Consider the following 23,713-nt stretch of genomic DNA (forward strand, 5'->3'; position numbering starts at 1 on the left):
CCTCACCCACAGGAGCCACAACCATGGCAACACTGCTCTACCGACTCGGCAAGACCGCCTACCGGCGGTGGCCCGTCTTCCTGGCCGGCTGGCTCGTCGTGATCATCGGCGTCGGCGCCTTCGCGGCCGCCTTCAGCAAGCCGATGTCCGACTCCTTCTCCATCCCGGGCATCCCCTCGGAGAAGGCCGCCGACATGCAGGCCGAACTCTTCCCCGGGTCCCGGGACGCGTTCATGGACTCGACGTTCAACGTCGTCGTGGCCGCGCCCGAGGGGCACACCCTCGACGAGCCGGCCTATTCCAAGGCGGTCGACGCCCTGGTCGTCGACCTGGTCGACACCCCGCAGATCTCCGCTGACACCGTGCCCCTGGTGGTCCAGGACGGCGCCGCGATGGGCGACGCCGAGTACGCCGCCACCAAGGCCGCCATGGTCGAGCAGTTGAAGGCCATCGAGGACGACGCGGAGCAGCCGCCGATGATCGCCAACCCGACGATCCTCGGCCCGGTCCAGGACGACATGCTCGCCTCCGCCGCCGAGGAGTCCGGCCTCTCCGCCGAGCAGGCGCAGGCCAACGCAGCCGCGTTGGCGATCCTCGCCGAGGGCAACCGGGTCGGCCTGATCACCGCCGAGTTCGACGTCGAGAACCCGATGGACATCAAGCCCGCCAGCCAGGACGCCGTCCACGAGACGCTCGACACCGCCCGTGACGCCGGCCTGGTCGTCGAGGTCAACGGATCCGGCATGCAGTCGATGGAGATGCCCGGTGGCGCCGCCGAACTGATCGGCATCGGGATCGCCCTGCTCGTCCTGGTCCTCACCTTCGGCTCACTCGTCGCCGCCGGCCTGCCCATCGTCACCGCCGTCATCGGCGTCGGACTCGGGATGACCGGCATCACCGCGATGACCGCCTTCATGGACATCGGTTCGACCACCCCGATCCTGGCCACCATGCTGGGCCTCGCGGTCGGCATCGACTACGCCCTCTTCATCCTGGCCCGGTTCCGCAACGAACTCGACCACACCGACGACCGCCAGGAGGCCATCGGCATCGCGGTCGGCACCGCCGGCTCCGCGGTGGTCTTCGCCGGTGCGACCGTGCTGATCGCCCTCTCCGCCCTGTCCGTGGTCGGCATCCCGTTCCTCACCTCGATGGGTCTGGCCGCAGCAGCGACCGTGCTGATCGCGGTGCTGGTCGCGCTGACCCTGCTCCCCGCGGTGCTCGGGATGCTGAAGCGGAAGTCCTTCGGTGCCCAGGTCCGCAAGTACCAGCCCACCCGTGACGAGGACGGCAAGATCCTCAACAACGGCGTCCGCTGGGCGACCCTGGTCGGCAAGAAGCCGATCGTCGCCGTGATCGCCGTGGTGATCGCACTGGGCGCCCTGGCGATCCCACTCAAGGACCTGCACCTGGCCTTCCCGACCGACTCCACCGCTGCCGCCGACACCACGCAGCGCAAGGCATCCGACCTGATCGCCGCGGCGTTCGGCCCCGGTCGCGAGGCGCCGATGCTGATGGTGGTCGACGCCACCGGAGTCGCCGAGGACCAGCGCCAGGCGAAGATCGACGAGGTCGCCGCATGGGCCAACAGCCAGGACGGCGTACGCAATGCACAGGTGGCCGGCACCAACGCCGATCCGGGCGACCCGGCCTCCACGCCGACCGGTGCGCTGGTGATGGTCACCCCGGAGACCGGCCCCGATGACGCGGCCACCGAGGACCTGCTGGCCCACTTCCGGGCCGGCCAGGCCGAGGTGGAGGAACTGACCGGCACCGAGACCGGTGTCACCGGCCTGACCGCGATCACCGTCGACGTCTCCGAGCGGCTCGCCGACGCGCTGCCGATCTACCTGTCCGTGGTGATCGGGCTCGCCTTCATCCTGCTGATGCTGGTCTTCCGCTCGATCCTGGTCCCGCTGACCGCCACCCTGGGCTTCCTGCTCTCGGTGCTGGCCACCCTCGGTGCCACGGTCGCGGTCTTCCAGGAGGGCGCGTTCGGCCTGATGGAGGGCCAGCCGATCGTCAGCTTCATGCCGATCTTCCTGATCGGTGTGGTCTTCGGGCTGGCGATGGACTACCAGGTCTTCCTGGTCACCCGGATCCGCGAGGCACACGTCCACGGGGCCTCCCCGCGCGAGTCCGTCATCGATGGGTTCCGCGGCAGCGCCCGGGTGGTCGCCGCAGCGGCCGTGATCATGACCGCGGTCTTCGCCGCCTTCATCCTGATGGACGACCCGATGATCACGATGATGGGCTTCGCGCTCGCCATCGCCATCGTGTTCGACGCCTTCGTGGTGCGGATGACGCTGATCCCGGCGCTGATGTACCTGATGGGCGAGAAAGCATGGTGGCTGCCGAAGTGGCTGGACCGGATCCTGCCGAACGTCGACGTCGAGGGCGAGGCCCTGGAGCGGGTCCACCTGAAGGCCCCCGACGACGCCGGCGAGCTCGACGAGGAGCTGCAGCCCTCGGGCGCCTGACCGGTTCCCACCCCGGCGCCCTGCGTCCCGGTTGCCCTGCGCGACCGGGACGCAGGGCGCTGTGCGTTCCCCACGTCGTACGTCGAGTGGCCCGGATCACACGTTTCCTGCCATGCTGGGCAAGTTGGGCCCGGCCACCATTACCGGGCAGGCATGCCGAACGGCGGCGCAGACCGTGCTTGCCGGGAGAAAGGACGTGACGTGAGCTCGCGCGAAGTGCTGTCGACGGAGCAGCGGCGAGGGGCATTCTCCTCGCGCAAGGTGTTCATCTTCGCCGCGATCGGATCCGCGGTCGGGCTGGGGAACATCTGGCGCTTCCCCTATGTCGCCTATGAGAACGGTGGCGGGGCGTTCATCCTCCCCTACCTGATCGCCCTGCTCACTGCGGGCATCCCGTTCCTGCTCCTCGACTACGCCCTGGGCCACCGCACCCGCGGCTCGGCACCGCTGGCCTTCCGCCGGATGAAGAAGGGCACCGAGTGGCTCGGCTGGTGGCAGGTGGGGATCTGCTTCGTGATCGCCGTCTATTACGCCGCGATCCTGGCCTGGGCCCTGCGCTACACGCTGTTCTCGGTCGACAAGGAGTGGGGCGCCGACCCCAATGCGTTCTTCGGGGAGAAGTTCCTCCAGGGCACCCCGGCCAGCGACGGCATCACGCTTGACTTCATCCCCGGCTTGCTGGTCCCCCTCGGCATCGTCTGGGCGGCAACGCTGCTGGTGATGGCACTCGGCGTCCAGAAGGGCGTCGGCGCCACCTCGGTGGTCTTCATCCCGGTCCTGATCGCGGCGTTCCTGATCCTGGTGGTCACCGCGCTGACCCTCGACGGCGCGATGAGCGGCCTGGACGCACTGTTCACCCCGAACTGGTCAGCGCTGGGCCACACGAGCGTGTGGGCGGCGGCGTACAGCCAGATCTTCTTCTCGCTCTCGATCGGCTTCGGCATCATGATCACCTATTCGTCGTACGTCGGGAAGAAGACCGACATGACCGGCTCCGGGCTGGTCGTCGGATTCGCCAACTCGAGCTTCGAGATCCTCTGCGGGATCGGCGTCTTCTCCGCGCTGGGCTTCATGGCCCAGGCCCAGGGAGTCGCCGTGGACAAGGTCGCCGACGGCGGCATCGGACTGGCCTTCGTCGCCTTCCCCACGATCATCAACGAGGCCCCTGCCGGAGCGCTGATCGGGATCCTCTTCTTCGGGTCCCTGATCCTGGCCGGGTTCACCTCCCTGGTCAGCATCCTGGAGGTGGTGATCTCGGCGATCCGCGACAAGTTCGAGATGACCCGGATCGGCGCCACACTGGCCGTCTGCGCCCCCGCCGCCGTGGTGAGCATCTTCTTCTTCTCCACCAGCAGTGCGCTCCACGTCCTCGACATCGCGGACAACTTCATCAACAAGTTCGGCATCCTCTTCGTTGCCGTCGTCTCCATGGTCGTCCTGGCCTGGGTGGTGCGCGCCCTGCCCGTCTTCACCGAGCACCTGGACCGCTACGGCTCGGTCTCGGTCAAGGGCTGGTGGACGGTGCTGGTCGCCGTGGTCACCCCACTTTCCCTGGGCTTCGTCCTGGTCGATGAGTTCCGGGCCACCATCGACGAGCCCTACGGCGGGCATCCGTCCTGGATGCTGAACACCTTCGGCTGGGGAATCGCCGGCGCGGTGATCGTGCTCGGCGTCCTGGCGTCACTGGTCAAGTGGCGACCGGAGACCAGCATGGAGCTCCCCCCGGCCGCGCCGGATCCCGCATCGAGCACTTCCGCAACTCCGACCGAAGAGGCAAACCGATGAGCGCCGCAGCCGTGGTGATGATGATCGTCGCGATCCTGGTGGCCTGGGGCGGCCTGGCCCTGGCCCTGGTCAACCTGAGCAGGTCAGCTGTCGCCGATGAGGACGACTGAAGGACTCCGGCATGCCGCAGGTCACCGCCCGGGTCGTCGTACCCGTAGATCCCGACACCGCCTTCGCGGTCTCGCAGACCACCGGCGCCCTGCGGATGCGCTGGGACCCGTTCATCCGGAGCCAACACTTCCTCGACGGTGCCACCGCGCCAGCCAAGGGAGTGCGCACCTTCACCCGCGCCCGCGTCGGGCCGAGCATGGTGAGCCGCTACACGTCGTACCGGCCGCCGACGAGTGTCGGGATGACCATGGTCGACGGGCCCTGGTTCTTCGCCACCTTTGGCGGTGGCTGGCGGTTCAACGCCGTCGACGGCGGGACCGAGGCGGTGTGGAAGTACACCTACCGCATCCGGCCCACCTGGCTCCGCTTCATCGCCGAGCCGATCGGGCAGTGGCTGTTGGGTCGGGAGATCCGGGCCCGGGTCGCCGCCTTCGGTCGGGCCTGCGAGGACCCGGTGGTGCTGGCCGGGATCAGCGGCTGACCTTGCGCCCGCGCACCTGCGCAGGCTGCTGGTGACCGACCGGGTTGTGGTGCTCGCCGAGGATCACCTTGACCTGGTCGCTGTTGGCCTGGAGCACGATGTAGTCGTCGTGGATCTCGAGGATGTCGCCGCGGACCAGGAACAGCTCCCCACCCAGTTCGAGCACCGTGTCGTCCGGCTTGCACCGGGTCACGTCCTCGGTCGCCTCCAGCACCAGCATCGCGTGGCGTCGCGACCAGAGCATCAGCACCACCATGACCAGGACCGCCAGGTTCGCCATCCCGGTGAGCCACCAGGGCAGCGAACCGGTCGGCACCTGGGCGAGCGCGCGGTTGGTCCCGGGGTCGTCGGGCAGGTAGACGATGGCGATCGTCTCGTCGCGCTCGGCCCGCTGGAATGCCTCGGGCGTCACCTCGACGGTGTAGGTCTTCTCCTCCGCCCCACCGGCACCCGCCCCGTCGTCGAGGTGGAAGGTGACGAACCGCTTCTCGCCGATCTGCTTCGTGGCGCTCACCTGGCCGACGCCCTCGATGCCGTGCGTGTCCAGCCGGTGGTTGTTCCACGTCATGTGGGCCAGCGGCAGGTTGATCATCACCAGCAGGAACGCCGCGACGACGAACGGCCAGAGGCGGGGCTTGGAGGACACGCGCGATAGTCTGCCCGACGTGTCCTGGCTCTTCACGATCGTCGTCATCACCTTCGCCGGTGTGATCGCCGTGCTGGCCGTGACCGCGGCCAGCTCCGCGGCGATGGCGCCGCTGGAGCCGATCACCCGGCACGGGATGAAGGTCGCCCACGCCGCCGGTGCGGTGATCGCACTGGTCGCCGGGCTCAAGCTGCTCCAGGGCCATCAGCCTGACGAGGTCTGGATCAGCGCCGGCTATGCGATCGCCGTGGTGGGCGTGCCGCTGATCCTGCTCACCCGGGTGCCCGACGAGGACCAGGAGGCGGTCGAGCCACCGAGCCTGTGGGTGGTCGCGATCGCCGCCGTGACGATGGCGGTGCTGCTGCTCCGCCTCCAGCAGACGTGGTGATCCGGTGAGGTCTGTCGGGCGCCAGGTGCTGATCGCCGTGTACGCCGTCTTCGCGGTGGCGGCCGGCGCCCGGTCGGCGGTCCAGTTGGCCACGAAGTACGACGAGGCGCCGGTCGCCTACCTGCTCTCCGCCTTCGCCGCGGTGGTCTACCTGATCGCCACGATCGCCCTGCGCTATCGCGGTCCGCGGGCAACCGCGGTGGCCTGGACCGCGATCTCGATCGAGATGGTCGGCGTGCTCGGGGTGGGGGCGCTGAGCGTGGCCGACCCGGACCTCTTCCCGGACCAGACCGTCTGGTCCGACTTCGGCTCCGGCTATGGATTCGTGCCGCTGGTGCTGCCGGTCATCGGCCTGCTCTGGCTGTGGAAGCAGCCCCGTCCGGCGCCGGCCACCACGACCGCCGACTGAGCCAGGCGCGCAGCCAGATCCCCGGCGCGAGCCCCAGGATCGCCCCGGAGGTGTTCGCAATCAGGTCGCTGACGGTCGCGGAGCGGCCCGGCAGGGCGACGTACTGGGTGGACTCGATGGCCAGCGTCGCCACCATCGCGATCACCACCCACTGCCAGGCGCGCACCTGCGGCCACAGCACCGCACCGAGCACGGTGAGCGGGACGAAGAGGAGCACGTTGAGGGCGATCTCCACCTGGACCGGTCCGAACCCGTCCAGCCCGAGCCACGCGAAGAGGTCGCTAACGCTGGCGACCGCACCGCCGGGGGTGTCGGGTTGCGGCCAGAAGACGAGGTACGCCGCCACGGCAACGTAGACCGCGAAGGCGGCCAGGAGGAAGCGGCGCATGTCGTCCATCCTCCCAGCCGCCCGGTTGCGGTGGTTGCCGTGTCGGTTGCTGTCACCGGGTGACAGTGGACGACACGGCAACCCTCAGGGACGCGGTGCGAAGACCCAGAACGCGCTGCCCACCTCCGAGGCGCGCTCCACGGACCCGTCGGCCGCGAGGCGGAGCAGCACGCCGGGGTGGTCCTCGGCATCGGTGCCAGCCCAGACATAGGTGAAGACCAGGAGGGTGGAGTCGTCCTCCCAGACCACGCCGGTGTCGAACGAATAGCCGACCCCGTGGTCGGTGAGCAGGTCGAACTCCGCGACCACGTCACCGGTCTCCGCATCGAGGATCGCGATCGGGGCCGGGTCGACGTCGCCCTTGAACCCGACCACGTAGCGACCGTCCGGACTGAACGCACCCAGGTGCCAGCCGGGCTTGGACCACAGCGGCTCGTTGCTGGCCAGGTCGATCACGGCGCCCGTGGTGCCCTCACCGGAGCCGAGTTCGCCAGCGACCCGGTTGTTCACGCCGTCGACCCCGGAGGCGCTGACCAGCGTGTTGACCCGGGTCGGCTCGCCCTCGAAGTCGGTGGCCATGACGACCGGTCCTTCGTCGATGGCCGCCATGTAGACGAGTTCTCCGGTGTTGGCGAAGCCGATCGGGGTGACATAGGTGGCGTCACCGGTCTCCTGCACGGCTTCGCCCTCCCCCATGCCGCTGGCGATGCCGGCATGGATCTCGCCGTTGCCGTCGGCATCGGTCTGCCACCAGGCCAGGCGGGTGCCCTCGTTGCTGATCGCGATCCGGGGGTTGCCCTCGACTTGCCAGACCTGGGCGCCGCTGGCGTCGTACTGGCTCAGCGTGGAGCCGGCGATCTCCCCCTCGTTGGTGACCAGGAGCGGTCCGCCGTGATACCAGGCAGCGCCGACGACCTGGGCGTCCGTGCTCGGAAGCGTGAGCGTGGTGCCGTCGGCGTTGTGCCAGGTCCCGTCGACCACGTGGGCGACCTGTGGCCCGTCGCCGAGCGGGAGCTGCTCCAGCGCGGCGGCGACGGCGTTCGGATCGTCGGGCGTCTCGGGGGTCTCGGGCGGGGACGTCTCCGACTCGCTCGGGGTGGTCGGGTCGGCGGGCGACGGACTCGTCGAGGTCGCCGGCGCCGGGGCGCCCTGGTTGCCGAAGTCCTGGCTGATCAGGGTCACCGGGATCGCGATCGCGGCGACCAGTGCGGCCGCACCGAGGCCGGCGCCGATCCGACGGCGGCGCCGGATCGCGTGGGCCTGGTCGTGGACCGCCCCCAGGTCGAGGTGGGCGTCGGCCATCGCGTCGCTGCTGGCCTGCAGTGCGTGGGTGAGCTTGCGCTCGGCAGGGTTGTTCATGCCAGGTCCTCCAGGTCGAAGGCGGATCCCAATCGATCACGCAGGGTGGCCAGCGCGCGGCTGGCCTGGCTCTTGACGGTGCCGGCGGAGACGTCGAGCGTCTCGGCGATCTCCGCCTCGCTCAGGTCCTCGTAATAGCGGAGCACCACCACGGCGCGTTGCCTCGGCGGCAGGGCCCGTACGGCGGTCCACACCGCCGCCACCTCGTCCGGGGCGCGCTGGTGGTCGACGTACCCATGCTCGGGCAGTTCGTCGGCGACGACCTCGCGCTTCTTCCACGGCCGGCGCCACAGCGAGTTGTGCTCGTTGATGATCACCCGGCGGGCGTAGGCGTCCACGTTGCCGCGGGCGCTGATCCGGTCCCAGGCCAAGTAGAGCTTCGCGGCCGCGGTCTGGGCCAGGTCCTCGGCCGTGTGCCGGTCGCCGCAGACCAGGTACGCCGTGCGCAGCAGCGTGCCCTGGCGTGCGGCCAGCCACTCCGCGAATGCGGGATCCTCGGCTGCCATCGAGCCTCCTGCCCTGCTCCCGGCGTGCCCGGGAGTCGATGTGGTCGTGCGATTCATCGTGCACCTCCGTCCCCTGCTACACGCAAGCGAGGCGGATCGGGTTGCACGCGCTCCGCGGCGCTGGCCGGTTGACGTGTCGCCTGCTGTCACCAGGTGACTGCAAACGACATCCCAAGCGTCGGCGTACCCCAAACCGAAATACACAAAGCCCCAAGTCCGAAGACTTGGGGCTGTTGTGCGCGAGGGGGGAGTTGAACCCCCACGTCCTTTCGGACACACGGACCTGAACCGTGCGCGTCTGCCTATTCCGCCACTCGCGCGTGAAGCGGGCCAAGGTTATCCCAGCATCGATCAATCACCCAAACCGCGGTGCCGTTCCGCACCCCGACCACCGGTGGGCGGATACGATCACCGCAGCCGCCAGCATGTGGCGGCGGGGTTTGCCGTGGTCTCCTGCACAGGGTTGGATGCGGTGAGCACTCCGATGAATACGCGCGACGAGCAAGGGAAGGAGACGACGGATGAGTGGACTGCAGCGCTTCGAGAACAAGCTCGAGCAGATGATCTCCGGCGTCTTCGCGCGCGCGTTCCGCAGCGCCGTACAGCCCGTCGAGATCTCCGCCGCCCTGCAGCGCGAGGTCGACAACAACTCCCAGATCCTCAGCCGCGACCGGCGCCTGGTCCCCAACTTCTTCCACGTCGAGCTCAGCCCGACCGACCTGGCCCGCCTCTCCCCCTATGACACCGCCCTCGAGGGTGAGCTGACCAACGCCCTGCGTGAGCACGCCGACGAGCAGAGCTATGTCTTCCCCGGCCCGGTGAAGATCGAGTTCGCCGAGGGCGAGGACCTCACCACCGGGCGCTTCCGGGTCCGCTCCAAGGCCCAGGCCAAGGTGACCACCAACGCCACCGAGACCCAGGTCGGCCGCGCCACCCTGGTCCTGGAGGTCAACGGCGTACGCCACCCGCTCAACCCACCCGGCCTGGTCGTCGGCCGCGGCAACGACGCCGGCCTGCGGATCAATGACCCCGGGATCAGCCGCCGCCATGCCGAGTTCCGGGTCCAGCCCCGCGCCGATGGCACCCCTGACGTCAGCGTCCGCGACCTGGGCTCGACCAACGGGATGCTCGTCGACGGCCACAAGGTCCCCGACTCGCGCCTCTACAACGGCTCGACGGTGAAGATCGGCAACACCACCCTGACCATGCACGTCGTGGAGGCCGACGGATGAGCGAACTGACCCTCTTCCTGATCCGCTTCGCCTATCTGGCGATCCTGTGGATCTTCGTCCTCTCCGCGATCAGCGTGATCCGCACCGACATGTTCGGCGCGCGGATCCCGACCCCGGCGGGCCGGCCCGCCACGCGCGGGCAGAAGCCGGCCAAGCCGCCGACGAAGCGCCGCGGGTCCCCCACCCACGTGCTGGTCACCGAGGGCGCCAATGCCGGCGCCCGGGCGGACCTGGGCGGGGCGCCGATCCTGATCGGGCGCGGCTCGGACGCAGCGATCAAGCTCGATGACGACTACGTCTCCACCCGCCACGCGCGGATCGCGGCCTCGGGCGAGCACTGGTTCGTCGAGGACCTCGGCTCCACCAACGGCACGTACGTCGGCCAGGCCCGGATCACCCAGCCCACCACGATCGCGCTCGGCACCCAGGTGCGGATCGGCAAGACCATCCTCGAGCTGAGGAAGTGACATGACCGACGGCACCCCGGACAACGAGACCACCGCGGACCACGGCCCGCTGCTGCGACTGGACTTCGCGGCACTCTCCGACGTCGGCCGGGTCCGCAAGGACAACCAGGACTCCGGGTACGCCGGCCCGTGGCTGCTCACCGTCTGTGATGGCGTCGGCGGCGCCGCCCGCGGTGACATCGCGTCGGCCACCACCGTCCAGCAGTTGCGTCGCATCGACGCCCGCCCCGGTGACGACACCCTCGGCCTGGTCGCCGGCGCCCTGCACCGCGCCCACGACCGGATCGGGGAACTGGTCGAGGAGGACCCGGGCCTCAACGGGACCAGTACGACGGCAACCGTGGCGCTCTTCGACGGTCGCGAGATCGCGGTCGGCCACGTCGGCGACTCCCGTGCCTACCTCTACCGCGACGGCGAGCTCACCCAGCTGACCAAGGACCACACCTTCGTCCAGTCGCTGGTCGACGAGGGCCGGATCACCGAGGAGGAGTCGCGCACCCACCCACACCGCAACCTGATCCTCAAGGCGGTCGACGGGGTCCACGACACCGAGCCGGACCTCTTCCACGTGGAACTGACCGCCGGCGACCGCCTCTTCCTGTGCAGTGACGGCGCCTGCGGGGTCCTGGACGCCACCCACATCGCCGACATCCTGGCCACCGGCAACCCCGACTTCGCTGCCGTGGAGCTGGTCCGCGCCAGCCTGGAGGCAGGCAGCACCGACAACGTCACCTGCATCGTCGCCGACGTCCTGGCCGAGGACGCCGACGCCCCTGCCAATCCCGCCCCCCTCCTGGTCGGCGCCGCGGCGGACCTGCCCCGCAAGTCCTCGGGCTGGTCGACGATGGGAGGCCGCTTCCGCGGCCACCGCTCCGGCGACACCGGCGAACTGGAGCCGGTCCCGGACGAGATCAATGCCGAGGTCCCGTGGGCGATCCCGACCGACCCGATCGACCCCGAGGTCGCGCGCTATGCGCCCCGCCCCCCCGGCCGCCTGACCTGGCTGCGCCTGCTCGGCTTCTTCCTGCTGCTGATCGGCCTCCTGCTCGGCGTGCTCGGGCTGGGCTATGCCTGGACCCAGCGGCAGTACTACGTCGCCGAGCACGACGGCAAGGTCACCATCTTCCGCGGCATCGACGCCAAGATCCCCGGCATCGAGCTCAGCCGTCCGCACGAAGTCTCGAACGTCCTCCTGGACCGGCTCAGCGACTACGACGCACAGATGGTCCGCGAGGGCATCGACACCGACAGCCTGGAGGATGCGCGGCGTACCGTGCGCAACTATGGCGGCCAGTTGACCGAGTGCGACCCGGTCGAGGAGCCCGGCCCGGACGCCACCGACCCGTCGGACTCCAGCTCCGCCGGCGCGATGGCCGGCGAGAACGATGCTGCCGGTGGCGTCGCGGCCCTGCCCAGCCCGAGCGAGCCCGCCAGCCCCGACGAGCCGACCGAGCCTGCAGACGTCGACCCGGACTGCAGGTGATCCAGCGCCCATGACGCAGTCGAACAGCTTCCTGGGCTTCGTGCACCGGCGTCGCCGGGGCGCGGAGCTGTTCCTCCTGATCCTCGCCCTGGCCGTCGGCATCGGCGCCTACGCCGCGGTGGGCCTGGGAGTCGACGGCGAGGTGCCGACCAACATCATCGGGTACGGCGGCTGGCTGGCCCTGCTGACCATCACCAGCCACGTCGTGGTCCGCTTCTTCGCGCCGTACGCCGATCCGGTGCTGTTGCCGGTCGTGGCCGCGCTCAACGGGCTCGGCCTGGCCGCGATCTACCGCCTCGACCTGGCCGACGGCACCTCCTTCGCCCAGAAGCAGCTGGTCTGGATGTCGGTCGGCGTCGCCCTCTTCATCGGCACCCTGGTCCTGCTCCGCGACCACCGCATCCTGCAGCGATTCACCTACACCTGCGGCCTGGCCGCGATCGTGCTGCTGCTGATGCCGATGATGCCGCTGATCGGCGTGACCAAGAACGGCGCCCGGATCTGGATCAACCTCGGCCCGGTCGGGATGCAGCCCGGCGAGGTCGCCAAGGTTCTCCTGGTCATCGCCTTTGCCGGCTATCTGGTGGTGCACCGCGACGCGCTGGCCCTGGCCGGGCGACGGATCCTCTTCGTCGACCTGCCCCGCGGCCGTGACCTGGGCCCGATCCTGGCGATGTGGCTGCTCAGCCTCGCGATCCTGGTCTTCCAGCGCGACCTGGGCTCATCCCTGCTCTTCTTCGGCATCTTCCTGACCATGCTCTACGTCGCGACCGAGCGGCCCGGCTGGCTCGTGGTCGGCGGATCGCTCTTCGCCGTCGGTGCCCTGCTCGGTTGGCGTGCCTTCTCCCACGTACAGGTCCGCGTCGACGCCTGGCTGGACCCGTTCGACGACTTCTACGGCTCCGGCAACCAGATCGGTGAATCGCTCTTCGGCATGGCGTGGGGCGGCATGCTCGGTCGTGGCCTGGGCCAGGGCAGCCCGTTCCGGATCCCGTTCGCGGAGTCCGACTTCATCGTCGGCGCGCTCGGCGAGGAACTGGGCCTGACCGGGCTGATGGCGGTGATCGTGCTCTATGGCCTGATCGTGGAGCGCGGCCTGCGCACCGCCCTGGTCTGCCGTGACGCCTTCGGCAAACTGGTCGCCTCCGGTCTTGCCGTGGTGCTGGCGCTGCAGGTCTTCGTCGTGATCGGAGGGGTCACCAAGCTGATCCCGCTGACCGGCCTGACCACCCCGTTCCTCTCCTACGGCGGCTCGTCGCTGGTGGCGAACTGGGTGATCATCGCCTTGCTGCTGCGCATCTCCGACCAGGCCCGGCGCCCGGTGCCCGACCTGTCGGCCGACACCGAGGCATCGTCCTCCTCGGAGGACACCCAGGTGGTGAGCCTGCGATGAACAAGCCGATCCGCACCCTGTCGATCTTCTGCCTGCTGCTCTTCCTGGCGCTGCTCGGCAACGTCACCTATGTGCAGTACTTCAAGGCGTCCGACTACAACGATGCCGCACAGTTCCCGGAGAACCGCCGCGTCGTCGAGGCAGCGTTCTCCCGCGAACGCGGCGCCATCCTGGTCGGCCGGACCCCGATCGCCGAGTCGGTGCCCTCCGACGACAAGTACGAGTTCCAGCGCCAGTACGCCGAGCCGTTGATGTATGCGCATCTGACCGGCTACTTCTCGTTCTACAACCAGACCGGGATCGAGCGGACCCAGAACGGCGTGCTCTCCGGGGAGGACGACCGCCTCTTCGTCTCCCGCCTGGTCGACCTGGTCAACAACGCCTCCCCCAAGGGCGGCTCGGTCAAGCTCACCATTGACGAGGACGCCCAGCAGGCGGCGTACCGCGGGCTCTTCGAGAACCCGCAGCTCGGCGACAACGTGCAGGGTGCCGTGGTGGCCATCGAGCCGGACACCGGGAAGATCCTGGCGATGGTCTCCTCGCCGAGCTTCGACCCCAACGAGCTCGCCTCGCACGACCTGGGTGCCGTGGACAAGGTCTCCAAGGCGCTCAGCGACGACCCCGAGCGGCCGCTGGAGAACCGCGCGATCCGCCGCGACCTGCCCCCCGGGTCGGTCTTCAAGCTGGTCACCGCGGCTGCCGCGATCGAGACCGGGAACTATGACTCCGAGGCGCTGGTGCCGGGCGGTTCGTCGTACACCCTGCCGCACACGACCACTTCGATCGGCAACGGCGGGCGCAACTGTGGCAGCGACAAGATCCCGCTCACCCAGGCGATGGAGAACTCCTGCAACACCACCTTCCTGGCGCTGGCCAACGAACTCGGCCAGGACAAGATGCGTGCCCAGGCCGAGGCGTTCGGGTTCAACAGTACGGCGCTGACCGACCTGCCCAACCAGCTGAAGAGCACCTATCCCACCGACCTGGACGATGCCCAGACCGCGATGACCGGGATGGGGCAGTTCGAGGTCCGCTCCACGCCGATCCAGATGGCCATGGTGGTGGCCGGGATCGTCAACAACGGCGTGGTGATGAAGCCGTACGTCGTGGACGAGGTGAACTCGCCCGACCTGGACGTGCTGGACAAGGCCGAGCCCAGGGAGCTCTCCGAGGCGGTCTCCTCCGACACCGCGCGCGAGCTGCGCAAGATGATGGTCAACACCGCCGAGCGCGGCACGGCCAAGGTGGCCCGGATCCCCGGTGTCGAGGTGGGCGCCAAGACCGGCACCGCCGAGGGCTGCGACGCCTGCAACAACTACGCGTGGTTCGTCTCCTATGCCACCATCGACGGCCGCTCCGTGGCCGTTGCGGTGATGCTGGAGAAGGTGAACCTTAGCAACTCCCAGATCGCCGGTGGTGCACTCGCCGGACCGATCGCCAAGGATGTCATGGAAGCAGTGATTGACTGATGCCTGCTGTGGAACGGAAGAGGATCCGATGACGAACGATGAGCCGACGCTGGTCGGTGGGCGCTACCAGCTCGACGAGCTGCTCGGGCGCGGTGGCATGGCGGAAGTCCGCAAGGGCACCGACACCCGCCTCGGTCGAGTGGTGGCGGTGAAGCGCCTGCGCACGGATCTTGCCAGCGACGCCACCTTTCAAGCCCGGTTCCGCCGCGAGGCGCAGTCGTCCGCATCGTTGAACCACCCGGCAATCGTGGCGGTCTACGACACCGGTGAGGAGATGTCGCCCGACGGGGTCGCCCAGCCCTACATCGTGATGGAGTACGTCGCGGGGCGGACGTTGCGTGACATCCTGCGCGAGGGGCGCAAGATCCTCCCCGAGCGTGCCCTGGAGATCACCTCCGGCGTGCTCTCGGCGCTCGACTACTCGCACCGGGCCGGCATCATCCACCGCGACATCAAGCCCGCCAACGTGATGCTCACCCCCGGCGGCGACGTGAAGGTGATGGACTTCGGCATCGCCCGCGCCGTCTCCGACGCCTCCTCGACGATGACCCAGACCGCTGCCGTGGTCGGCACCGCGCAATACCTCTCCCCCGAGCAGGCGCGCGGCGAGACCGTCGACTCCCGCTCGGACGTCTACTCCACCGGGTGCCTGCTCTATGAGTTGCTCACCGGCCGACCGCCCTTCGTGGGTGAGTCCCCGGTCGCGGTGGCCTACCAGCACGTCCGCGAACCCGCCGTACCTCCGTCGTCGATCGACCCGGACCTGCCTCCGGAGGTCGACGCGATCGTGATGAAGTCGCTGGCCAAGCGGCTCGACGAGCGCTACCAGTCGGCGGCCGCAATGCGCTCGGACATCGAGCGCTACCTGCTCGGTCGTCCGGTCCAAGCGCCAGCCGTTGCCGCGACGGCGGCCGCTGCCGACGTGGCGAACCCGACCTCGGTGATCCCGGCAACCGCCAGCCAGCCGGTGGTCCCCGCCGCGACCAGCCACCGCGAGGAGGAGAAGCCCGACCGCACCGGCCTGTGGATCGCCCTGGGCGTGCTGCTGCTCGCCCTGATCGGGGCGGCGATCTGGCTGATCCCCAAGATGGGTGACGATCCCACGCCGCAGAAGGCGGTGCCGTCCGTGGTCGGTGAGACCGAGGAGGACGCGGTGCAGATCCTCCAGGACGAAGGGTTCCAGACCCGGGTAGAGACACAGACGCACGACGAGATCGAGACCGGGCACGTGATCACCACCGACCCGCGGCCCAACGTGCTGGCCGACGAGGGCAGCCTGATCACCATCATCGTCTCCACCGGCAAGCCCGCCGTGGCCATCCCCGACCTGGTCGGCCTGAGTTCGCAGGACGCGCGCGACAAGCTCGTCTCCCTGGGCCTCACGCCCAAGGAAGAACCCGACCCGGACAGTGACGCTCCCAAGGACGAGGTGACCCGGCAGACGCCCGAGTTCGGCTCCGACGACGTAGCCGAGGGCACCACGGTGACCTACTACGTCTCCCAGGGCCCGCAGACGATCCCGGAGAACCTGGTCGGCCGGACCGAGGAAGAGGCGACCAAGATCCTGCGGGACATGGGTTGGGAGGTCAACGTCCTCGAGTCCGACAACACCATCGAGCCGAAGGGCACCGTGATCCAGGTCCCCGAGGCAGGCACCGAGATGGAGCGGGGCCGCACCGTCACCATCGTGGTCTCCACCTATGAGGAGCCCACCGAGGAGCCGACGCCGGATGACCCGCCGACCTCCGACGACCCGCCGCCGGACCCCGAGGACCCGGATCCGCTCGATCCGCTGAACCCGTGACGCTGTACTCGTGACACCGGGTCAGTGACGGCGACCAGGGCCGCAGGGAGTTGCTGACTCCCTGCGGCCCTGTTGCATCTGGCGCCGAGGCAGCACGTGTTGACGCGTGGGAACGTCGAGGCGGCACGTGTTGACGTGATTCTGCGTCGAGGCGGCGTCAATTGACGCCGACTCGGCGATCTCCATGCGCGGCGTCGTACGCCCCGGGTCTGTCTGCGCTTGTGCGCCGGCCCGTAGGTCCCGCGGCGCCGGCGGTTCACTCCAGCGGCTGGGCGTAGTTCAGGTTGCGCAGGCCGGTGTACGCCGGGGCGATGGCGAACTCGTCGACGTCCATCTCCCATCCCATCTGTACGTCGGGGTTGGCGGCGTCGGCGCGGTAGAGGCTGACCGCGAAGTCGTTGTCGATCTCGAGCTGCATCGCCTCCGGGTCGCCGATCGCGGTGATCACGAAGGGCTGCGGATAGGGGATGCCCTGGAGCTCGACGGAGTTGCCGGCGCACTTGATGCCGGTGGTGCTGATGATCCGCTGGCCCTGGATCATGATCGCCTCGGCGCCGCCAGCCCACATCGCATTGACCACGGCCTGGATGTCCTGCTGGTGCACCACGAGCTGGTTGATGTTGGGGTGGCCCTCGCGCAGCTCGGCGGGCGCGTCAGCGAGCACCACGGTGAGCGCCTGCCCGGAGACCTCGCGGAAACCGGCCGGGTCCTCCATCGCGGCCGCCTCCCCACGGGCAGTGCGTACGTCATCGTCATCGATGGAGGCGGAGAGGCGGTCCACTTCCTCGGTCAACTCGTTGGCGCGGGCCTGCTTCTGGGCGACGTGCGCGCTCTCGCTGCGGACCAGGGAGGCGAGGTCGGTGACCTGCCCCGCGCGCAGGCCCTGGTCGGCATCACTGTTGACGGCGCTGACCACGAAGATGCTGCCGGCGAGCAGACCGATGACCGGCGTACCGATCCTCCACTTGAAGCCCGTGCGCGTGCCGGATCCGTCGCCCGGGGACGGCGGATCGGGATGCCGCGCGTGGGAGAGTGGAGCCATGGCGACTACGCTAGCCCGGTGCGGCAAGGGCTCGCACCTTTGGCGCGGCGCGTGAGAGCGCCCCGAGCGCGGCGAATCCGCAGCAGTGACGAAGGAGATCCTGGTGGCCAAGAAGAAGCTGAAGCACGACTTCAAGGACCCCGACGAGGTGACCGGACCGCTCTTCTCGGTCCGCTTCCTCCTGGCCCTGGTCCTGATCGTGGCCGGCATCGCGTGGGTCGTGATCTGGACCCTCTATGTGCGGGACCTGCGCACCTTCGAGACCACCTTCCCGCAGCCTGAGGGCGGCGCCCCGGACACGTTGATCCCCGGGATCGAGAAGTTGAAGTCGTGGAACTGGCTGGTCGGCTTCGGCCTGCTCTTCGTGGGCCTGATGGTCGCCGCGCACCCGGACACTCCGCTCGGCCGCGGCCGCGGCGTGGTCGCCGGGATGCTGGCCTGCTTCCTGATCGGCCTGATCTGGATCGTGCTCTTCTATGTCTTCGCCAACAAGCCCGAGGGCGAGATCTGGCTCCTCGGCGACCTCGGCCAGGTCAACCTGATGGTCGGGATCGGCTTCATGGCGGTCGGCTTCACCTACGCCACCCGCTGGGAGTGACCCGCTGACCTGCGGAAACACACGCGTGTAAGTTCTCCACAGGAGTTATCCACAGTGTGGAGAACTCCGCTGGGGATGCGTGCGCGCGGTGGTGACGGCGTACGGGCGGGTTGCGGCATGCGCACGGGCCCAACCCGCGCAGATGCACCGCAACGGCCCCGCCAGCCGCAATCCAGGGGCCGAACGGGTGCATATGCACCGAAACAAGCGGCGGGCGCGGCGTACGGGCGGGTCTCGGCGTACCCGCCGGCCCAAACCGCGCACATGCACCGCAACGGCCCCGCCAGCCGCAATCCAGGGGCCGATCGGGTGCATATGCACCTGAAGGCGCGGCGGGGCCATCGGGCTGTCGGCGCAGGGCGGGACGCGCGCCGACGACGCGCCGCGCGGTCAGGTCAGCGCGAGCGTGCGCAGCAGGATGATCACGGCGGCCACGACCATCAGCGCACCGAAGCCGGTGGCCTGGATCGCGGTACGCCGTTCCTTGGGCGCGTAGATGATCAGTGCGCCGAGCAGCGCACCGCCGATGAATCCGCCCAGGTGGCCCTGCCAGGAGATCTGCGGGTTCACCAGGGTGATCACGACGTTGATTCCGATCCAGGCGAGCAGCGTCTGGTTGTTGCCGCCGACCTTGTGGCCCAGCACGAGCAGGGCACCCATCAGCCCGAAGACCGCGCCGGAGGCACCGACGGTGTAGCCGTGCGGGTCGGAGAGCCAGTAGACGACCGCCGACCCGAAGAGTCCCGAGCCGAGGTAGACGGCCAGGAAGCGGAGGCGCCCCAGTGCCATCTCCAGCGCGGGGGCCAGAAAGAAGAGCGCCAGCATGTTGAAGGCGATGTGCAGGATGTCCACGTGGGTGAACATGCTGGTCAGCGGCTGCCACCAGGCACCGTCGGCGATGCCCGGCATCCAGGTCGCCGACTGGCTGTTCTGATCGATCAGCGAGCAGACCTGCGCCGAGTCGATCGGGGGGCCACCCTGGCCCTGGGTCAGGATGTGGGCGGGGCTGTCGTTCGGGACGCAGAACCCCTTGCCGATCAGGGCGAGGCCCAAGCGCCACCAACTGCGACTGCCGCCGGTGGCGGTGATCAGCAGCCAGACCGCCAGGTTGATGCCGATCAGCACGTACGTCGTCAGCATCGCGTTGACCGGACGCTTCCCGCCGTACGCCGCACGGCCCTGGCGGGTCTGCTTGGCCCCGATGCTCACGCACTCAGGGCACTGGAAGCCGACCGAGGCCGGCACCATGCAGTCAGGGCAGATGTTCCGCTCGCACCGCTGGCAGAGGATGTAGGCCTCGCGCCCCGGATGCCGATAGCACGTGGGTGCCTCGGATCCGGGGTGCGAGGGCCCGGGTGTGGTGCTCAGGGCCGCGTGATCTCGACGGAGTTGATCACGACGTCCTCGACCGGGCGGTCCATGCGACCGGTCGGGGTGGTGGCGATTGCGTCGACGACGTCGCGCGAGGCCTGGTCGGCAACCTCACCGAAGATGGTGTGGCGGTTGTTCAGGTGCGGGGTGGGGCCGACGGTGATGAAGAACTGCGACCCGTTGGTGCCCGGGCCGGCGTTGGCCATGGCGAGCAGGTAGGGGCGGTCGAACTGCAGCTCGGGGTGGAACTCATCCTTGAACTTGTAGCCCGGCCCACCGATGCCCTGGCCCAGCGGGCAACCGCCCTGGATCATGAAGCCGGAGATGACACGGTGGAAGATCAGGCCGTCATAGAACTTCTCGCCCGAGCGGCCGGCGTCGTCGGTGTAGTCCTTGGTGCCCTCGGCCAGGCCGGTGAAGTTCTCGACCGTCGCGGGCGCGTGGTTTCCGAAGAGGTTGATCGTGATGTCACCCTTGTTGGTCTTCAGGGTGGCCTGCAGGTCAGCCATGGGGCGCCTTTCGTAGGAATTCTCGTACGGCACGATCTTCGCAGGCCACTCCAACGTTTCGCACCCCGGCTCAAGACGCCGGGTGTTGGCTCCCTTGGTCGAGTGGTGTTTGATCGACTCATCGAGTGGTATCCGTTTGCCACGACGCTCACCAACGGGAGGAAGTCACGATGGGCATCCGCAAGAAGAAGACCCTGTCCGATCAGGCCACCGAGTTCGCCGAGGGCATCCTGCCGGCGATCGGGTCCGCGATGGAGACCGCCCGGGAGCACGCCGTGCCGCTGATCGAGGAGGCCCGCGAGAAGGCCGGTCCGATGATTGCCGAGGGTCGCCAGATCGCTGCCGAGAAGGCTGCGGAAGCCCGTGAGAAGGCGGCCCCGATCATCGCCGAGGGCCGCCAGGTCGCCGCGGAGAAGGTCGCCGAGGCCCGCGAGAAGGCAGCGCCGCTCATCGCCGAGGGCCGCCAGGTCGCCGCCGAGAAGGTCGCCGAGGCCCGGGAGAAGGCTGGCCCGATCATCGCCGAGGGCCGCGAACGCGCAGCCGAGGCCGCAGCGGAGGGCAAGGTTGCCGCGGCAGCGAAGCTCAACGAACTGCGCGGCATCGAGCCCGAGCCGGAGAAGAAGGGCGGCAAGCTGAAGAAGTTCCTGCTCATCGGTGCGGTGGCCGGCGTCGCGGGCGTGGTCGTCAAGAAGCTCACCTCCGGTGGCAGCGGCGACAACTGGCAGTCCACCTATGTCCCGGCGCCCCCGCCGGCTCCGCGGGCCGAGGCGACCGAGCGCGCCAACGACGACGCGGCTGCGGCCACCCCGGACGAGGCGCTCGCCGATGCTGCCGAGGCACCGGTCGCCACCACCACGCCGGATGCTCCTGCCGAGGTCGTCCAGCTGGCCGATGGCCAGGACGGCAACGAGGCCGACGCGCCGTACGGTCCCGGCTCGGCCGCTCCGCTGGCCGACGGGTCGGCGCCCGACGCGTCGTACGTCGTGAAGGGCAACGGTGACTCGATGCTCTTCCACACCACTGAGTCGCCGTCGTTCGAGCGGACCAAGGCCGAGGTGTGGTTCACCGACGTCGACGCCGCCCAGGCGGCCGGCTTCAAGCCGTGGAACCACAAGACGCTCAACTCCTGAGCACGCGCCACAGGAGGGTCCCGATCATCCGGTCGGGGCCCTCCTCGCATTTCCGCCCCCCGCGCCGAGGAAGGGCTGCGGAGCTCAGCCCTGGTCGGTCTGGTCCGCCTCGGCGGCCAGTGCGGCAGCGTCCTCGGCGTCCTCGGCCCGGGTACGACGCGTGGCCCGGTGCTCGGCCCAGAAGCTGAGCAGCGGGATGGTGCCGCAGACGAGGGTGACCAGGGTGAACCCGATCTCCCAGCGCTGCCGGCGGGCCAGCAGGAACGCGGTGATCAGGAAGATCATGTAGAGCCAGCCGTGGGCGACCCCGAGGTAGGTGGTGATCGCCTCGCCGACCTTCTGGGCGTCCGATCCGGCGGCCCAGATGTTCGGCGTCGAGTCGAAGATGTGCCACATGCCGGTGCCGTCGAAGTTGGCCAGGGGTACGCCGATCAGGATCAGCACCACCAGCAGGATGCCGACGATCGTGGCCATCACCCGATAGCGGGTCAGAGCGGGGTTCTTCACGGCTTCGAATCTACCCGGCGGGCCTCGTCGAGGGCCCAGCGCCACCAGATGAAGCCGGCGAAGAGGCCGAAGACCCACCACTCCACGGCATAGAAGAAGTTGCGGATCCCGGTGGAGCGGCTCGCCTCGGGCAGGTGGTCGATGCCGACGCTGGCCAAGCCCGCGGTGCCGTCGTTGACCGCCTCCTCGCCGACCGGCCACTCCCCCTCGGCGGTCTCGGTGGCCACCACGGCGTACCCGCCGTAGAGGTCGGTGTCGACGTGCTGGATGGCGTCGGCCAGGCGCAACTGCGGGAGGATGTCGTCGGTGGGGTCGTCGTCGGTGACGCCCAGGGCGCCCTCGGGTGGCTGCAGCAGGCCGATGAAGTGCGCCTTGCCGGTGGGGGGTGCCGGTGCCTCCTCGACACTCGGGCTCCAGCCGCGCACCACCAGCAGCGCCGGGTTGCCGGGCTGGTCGGTCGCCAGCGGGGTGACGACCCAGAAGCCGGTCTGGTCGTCGTACGCACGGTCGCGGATGAAGACGGTGCTCTCCGGCAGCCAGGTGCCCTCGATGACGACCGGGTGGCCGACCGCGGAGGTGGGGAACGGGTCGTCGGATCCGAGTACGTCGTCGAGCGGCTCGGGGGCGACCAGGGTCATGTCGCGCGCCTCGTGGTTGCGGTGCTCCTGCCAGGCGCCGAGCTGCCAGAAGCCGAGGAAGATGGCCACGCCCAGCGCCGCGATCCCGACCACGTGGAATCCCCAGTACCTCGGGTGGAGGAGGTGGGACGCGGCCATGGGTCAACCTTACGGAGCGGCCCCCGTCACACGGGTCGCGGGCTTCACGGACGCGCACCCTTGCTGTCCAGATCCTTGAGTTAACCCTAGGAGCAGAGCCTTAACTCTTGGCTGGGGTTCCCGATCCGGTCATCTCCGCCAGGCGCTGCAGCCACTGCTCCGCGGTCGCCCCGTCGTACGGCGGGTGGCAGCGGCTGACCTGGTCGTGGACCCAGGCGCAGGAGCGTCGTGCCTGGGCGATCAGGTCGGCGGGATAGCCGAGCGTGCACTGGTGCTCGGCGAACTCGTCCTCGTCGTCGATCCAGGTGCGTCCGGCCCGGGCCCGGATGATGTCCAGGTCGAGGTCGACGGCACGTACGCCGCCCGCGGCGGTGACCGGCGCGGTGGTGATGTCGACGTACACCTCGATCAGCTCCGCCACGCCCGGATAGGTCCACGTGCCCTGGTCGGGGTGGAAGGCGGCCAGCCAGCCGCGCTCGGGCAGGTCGGCTGCCGGCACCAGGGTCAGCGAGGCGGCCGGTGCCTCGAACTGCTTGCCGGGCCGGGCGAAATGCGTGCCCGCGGGGAGGCCGATCCAGTCGCCGTGCTCGTCGCTGCCCAGATGGATGCCGGCATAGGACCAGTGCGGTCGGTCGCGCCACTTGGTAGTGGCGACCCTGACCTGTTCGCCGATCTGCATGTGCGCCACCCAATCACAGCCGTCGGCGTCGAGGGGCATGGAATCGAGCAGGTTGGGAAGGCTGGAGCGCGTCCATGGCGGGCAGTCACCCGTCGTACGTCGTGAGTCCCCGGCACTTCGGGGGCCCGGGAGAGGGAGTTGCCCGATGGGGCTGTTCGACAAGATCAAGGGCGCGCTGTCGGCGCCGGACCACACCGAAACGCTGCGGGCCCGCGTCGGAGACGACGGGTTCCAGGGGTACGCCGCGGTGATGGCCTCGGCGACCGAGGACACCGGGCCGAAGAAGTCGGTCAGGGACCTCACCGACCTGGCCCAGAAGGGCGCCCACAAGTTGATCGACGGCGCGGTGCAGAACAGGCACATCGGCGGCGATGAGGGCTCCATCGGGCGCTCGATGCCGCGCACTGCCGAGCCGATGCTGCTCGCCCTCTCCGAGCGGTCGGTGACCCTGTGGCGCTTCCGGTTCGGTGCGAAGAAGACCGACCCCGATCTGGTGGTGCGCATCCCGCGCGAGCAGGTCACCTCGATCGAAGCCACCGGCAAGCGGACCGCCCGCGGCCACGTGCGCCTCTCGTTCGCCGACGGCTCGTTCTTCGACGAGCAACTGCTCTCCGAGCCGGCCGCGGAGTTCTGGGCAGCGGCAGACGGGTCCGCGTCAGCCTGAGCTATCCGCGGTCACCCGAGACTCGAGGCGAAAGCC

The 23,713-nt window shown here is 69.2% G+C and carries 25 protein-coding genes and 1 tRNA gene; 15 read left to right on the top strand and 11 right to left on the bottom strand.

Annotated elements, in window-relative coordinates; all coding sequences use genetic code 11:
• Positions 1 to 23: 23 nt before the first annotated feature.
• The 4 genes from Q9R27_RS10435 to Q9R27_RS10450 all read left to right on the top strand — a co-directional run bounded on the left by Q9R27_RS10435 (position 24) and on the right by Q9R27_RS10450 (position 4,857).
• Entirely contained in the window at positions 24 to 2,480 is a 2,457-nt protein-coding gene (locus Q9R27_RS10435; protein WP_311252319.1) for an MMPL family transporter, read from the top strand.
• A gap of 201 nt (positions 2,481 to 2,681) precedes the next feature.
• Positions 2,682 to 4,265 (top strand): sodium-dependent transporter, encoded by a 1,584-nt coding sequence (locus Q9R27_RS10440; RefSeq protein WP_311252320.1) that lies wholly within the window; start codon positions 2,682 to 2,684, stop codon positions 4,263 to 4,265.
• On the top strand, positions 4,262 to 4,375 hold the full coding sequence (locus tag Q9R27_RS10445) for a methionine/alanine import family NSS transporter small subunit (RefSeq protein WP_311252321.1): 114 nt from the start codon (positions 4,262 to 4,264) through the stop codon (positions 4,373 to 4,375). The genes Q9R27_RS10440 and Q9R27_RS10445 overlap by 4 nt, the downstream gene beginning before the upstream one ends.
• Positions 4,376 to 4,386: 11 nt before the next feature.
• Complete coding sequence (locus Q9R27_RS10450; RefSeq protein ID WP_311252322.1) at positions 4,387 to 4,857, top strand: SRPBCC family protein; 471 nt, start codon at positions 4,387 to 4,389, stop codon at positions 4,855 to 4,857.
• On the opposite strand, the gene Q9R27_RS10455 is transcribed toward Q9R27_RS10450, so the two are convergent.
• Complete coding sequence (locus tag Q9R27_RS10455) at positions 4,847 to 5,503, bottom strand: hypothetical protein (RefSeq protein WP_311252323.1); 657 nt, start codon at positions 5,501 to 5,503, stop codon at positions 4,847 to 4,849. The genes Q9R27_RS10450 and Q9R27_RS10455 overlap by 11 nt on opposite strands.
• A gap of 19 nt (positions 5,504 to 5,522) precedes the next feature.
• Here Q9R27_RS10455 and Q9R27_RS10460 point away from each other — a divergent pair, with 19 nt between their 5' ends.
• Both Q9R27_RS10460 and Q9R27_RS10465 read left to right on the top strand, forming a co-directional pair.
• The gene (locus Q9R27_RS10460; protein WP_311252324.1) at positions 5,523 to 5,891 is read left to right on the top strand and encodes a hypothetical protein; all 369 of its coding nucleotides are present in this window, start codon (positions 5,523 to 5,525) and stop codon (positions 5,889 to 5,891) included.
• Positions 5,892 to 5,895: 4 nt separating this feature from the next.
• The gene (locus Q9R27_RS10465; protein ID WP_311252325.1) at positions 5,896 to 6,300 is read left to right on the top strand and encodes a hypothetical protein; all 405 of its coding nucleotides are present in this window, start codon (positions 5,896 to 5,898) and stop codon (positions 6,298 to 6,300) included.
• Here Q9R27_RS10465 and Q9R27_RS10470 read toward each other — a convergent pair.
• From Q9R27_RS10470 to Q9R27_RS10485, 4 genes are all read right to left on the bottom strand, one after another.
• On the bottom strand, positions 6,236 to 6,688 hold the full coding sequence (locus Q9R27_RS10470) for a VanZ family protein (protein ID WP_311252326.1): 453 nt from the start codon (positions 6,686 to 6,688) through the stop codon (positions 6,236 to 6,238). The genes Q9R27_RS10465 and Q9R27_RS10470 overlap by 65 nt on opposite strands.
• 84 nt (positions 6,689 to 6,772) lie before the next feature.
• Positions 6,773 to 8,047 (bottom strand): hypothetical protein, encoded by a 1,275-nt coding sequence (locus Q9R27_RS10475; protein ID WP_311252327.1) that lies wholly within the window; start codon positions 8,045 to 8,047, stop codon positions 6,773 to 6,775.
• Positions 8,044 to 8,553, bottom strand: coding sequence for a SigE family RNA polymerase sigma factor (locus tag Q9R27_RS10480; RefSeq protein ID WP_311252328.1), 510 nt, complete (start codon positions 8,551 to 8,553; stop codon positions 8,044 to 8,046). The genes Q9R27_RS10475 and Q9R27_RS10480 overlap by 4 nt, the downstream gene beginning before the upstream one ends.
• Positions 8,554 to 8,789: 236 nt before the next feature.
• Positions 8,790 to 8,873, bottom strand: a tRNA-Leu gene (locus Q9R27_RS10485).
• A gap of 201 nt (positions 8,874 to 9,074) precedes the next feature.
• Between Q9R27_RS10485 and Q9R27_RS10490 the strand changes: the two genes are divergently transcribed.
• The 6 genes from Q9R27_RS10490 to pknB are packed head-to-tail and all read left to right on the top strand — an operon-like array spanning position 9,075 to position 16,401.
• A complete protein-coding gene (locus Q9R27_RS10490) occupies positions 9,075 to 9,785 on the top strand; it encodes a DUF3662 and FHA domain-containing protein (protein WP_311252329.1) in 711 nt (236 codons plus the stop codon).
• Positions 9,782 to 10,252, top strand: coding sequence for an FHA domain-containing protein (locus tag Q9R27_RS10495; RefSeq protein WP_311252330.1), 471 nt, complete (start codon positions 9,782 to 9,784; stop codon positions 10,250 to 10,252). Before Q9R27_RS10490 ends, Q9R27_RS10495 begins: the two co-directional genes overlap by 4 nt.
• A gap of 1 nt (position 10,253) precedes the next feature.
• Positions 10,254 to 11,735: a protein phosphatase 2C domain-containing protein gene (locus tag Q9R27_RS10500; protein WP_311252331.1), complete on the top strand. Its 1,482-nt coding sequence runs from the start codon at positions 10,254 to 10,256 to the stop codon at positions 11,733 to 11,735.
• A gap of 10 nt (positions 11,736 to 11,745) precedes the next feature.
• Positions 11,746 to 13,128, top strand: coding sequence for an FtsW/RodA/SpoVE family cell cycle protein (locus Q9R27_RS10505; protein WP_311252332.1), 1,383 nt, complete (start codon positions 11,746 to 11,748; stop codon positions 13,126 to 13,128).
• Positions 13,125 to 14,597: a penicillin-binding protein 2 gene (locus Q9R27_RS10510; RefSeq protein WP_311252333.1), complete on the top strand. Its 1,473-nt coding sequence runs from the start codon at positions 13,125 to 13,127 to the stop codon at positions 14,595 to 14,597. Before Q9R27_RS10505 ends, Q9R27_RS10510 begins: the two co-directional genes overlap by 4 nt.
• Positions 14,598 to 14,625: 28 nt before the next feature.
• Positions 14,626 to 16,401, top strand: a complete 1,776-nt coding sequence (pknB, locus tag Q9R27_RS10515) for a Stk1 family PASTA domain-containing Ser/Thr kinase (protein ID WP_311252334.1) — start codon at positions 14,626 to 14,628, stop codon at positions 16,399 to 16,401.
• Between the two features lie 256 nt (positions 16,402 to 16,657).
• Here pknB and Q9R27_RS10520 read toward each other — a convergent pair whose 3' ends face one another.
• Positions 16,658 to 17,443 carry a DUF881 domain-containing protein gene (locus Q9R27_RS10520; RefSeq protein WP_311252335.1) on the bottom strand — a complete coding sequence of 262 codons (786 nt, stop codon included), beginning with the start codon at positions 17,441 to 17,443 and terminating at the stop codon, positions 16,658 to 16,660.
• A gap of 85 nt (positions 17,444 to 17,528) precedes the next feature.
• On the opposite strand from Q9R27_RS10520, the gene Q9R27_RS10525 reads away from it, so the two are divergent.
• Positions 17,529 to 18,041, top strand: a complete 513-nt coding sequence (locus Q9R27_RS10525; protein ID WP_311252336.1) for a cell division protein CrgA — start codon at positions 17,529 to 17,531, stop codon at positions 18,039 to 18,041.
• A 390-nt stretch (positions 18,042 to 18,431) separates the two neighbouring features.
• Here Q9R27_RS10525 and Q9R27_RS10530 read toward each other — a convergent pair whose 3' ends face one another.
• Together Q9R27_RS10530 and Q9R27_RS10535 are read right to left on the bottom strand one after the other, a co-directional pair.
• On the bottom strand, positions 18,432 to 19,250 hold the full coding sequence (locus Q9R27_RS10530; protein WP_311252337.1) for a rhomboid family intramembrane serine protease: 819 nt from the start codon (positions 19,248 to 19,250) through the stop codon (positions 18,432 to 18,434).
• Positions 19,251 to 19,405: 155 nt separating this feature from the next.
• Positions 19,406 to 19,921: a peptidylprolyl isomerase gene (locus Q9R27_RS10535; RefSeq protein WP_311252338.1), complete on the bottom strand. Its 516-nt coding sequence runs from the start codon at positions 19,919 to 19,921 to the stop codon at positions 19,406 to 19,408.
• A gap of 170 nt (positions 19,922 to 20,091) precedes the next feature.
• Between Q9R27_RS10535 and Q9R27_RS10540 the strand changes: the two genes are divergently transcribed.
• Positions 20,092 to 21,051: a hypothetical protein gene (locus Q9R27_RS10540; RefSeq protein ID WP_311252339.1), complete on the top strand. Its 960-nt coding sequence runs from the start codon at positions 20,092 to 20,094 to the stop codon at positions 21,049 to 21,051.
• 84 nt (positions 21,052 to 21,135) lie between these two features.
• Here the strand turns inward: Q9R27_RS10540 and Q9R27_RS10545 are convergent, their stop codons facing one another.
• The 3 genes from Q9R27_RS10545 to Q9R27_RS10555 all read right to left on the bottom strand — a co-directional run bounded on the left by Q9R27_RS10545 (position 21,136) and on the right by Q9R27_RS10555 (position 23,052).
• Positions 21,136 to 21,558: a DUF3817 domain-containing protein gene (locus tag Q9R27_RS10545; protein ID WP_311252340.1), complete on the bottom strand. Its 423-nt coding sequence runs from the start codon at positions 21,556 to 21,558 to the stop codon at positions 21,136 to 21,138.
• Positions 21,555 to 22,334 (bottom strand): SURF1 family protein, encoded by a 780-nt coding sequence (locus Q9R27_RS10550; protein ID WP_311252341.1) that lies wholly within the window; start codon positions 22,332 to 22,334, stop codon positions 21,555 to 21,557. The genes Q9R27_RS10545 and Q9R27_RS10550 overlap by 4 nt, the downstream gene beginning before the upstream one ends.
• Positions 22,335 to 22,434: 100 nt before the next feature.
• Positions 22,435 to 23,052, bottom strand: coding sequence for a DUF402 domain-containing protein (locus tag Q9R27_RS10555; protein ID WP_311252342.1), 618 nt, complete (start codon positions 23,050 to 23,052; stop codon positions 22,435 to 22,437).
• Positions 23,053 to 23,158: 106 nt separating this feature from the next.
• On the opposite strand from Q9R27_RS10555, the gene Q9R27_RS10560 reads away from it, so the two are divergent.
• Positions 23,159 to 23,677, top strand: coding sequence for a hypothetical protein (locus Q9R27_RS10560; RefSeq protein ID WP_311252343.1), 519 nt, complete (start codon positions 23,159 to 23,161; stop codon positions 23,675 to 23,677).
• Positions 23,678 to 23,713: the final 36 nt, after the last annotated feature.

Origin of the sequence: Nocardioides sp. AE5 (genome assembly GCF_031844485.1) — a bacterium.
Lineage (GTDB): Bacteria > Actinomycetota > Actinomycetes > Propionibacteriales > Nocardioidaceae > Nocardioides.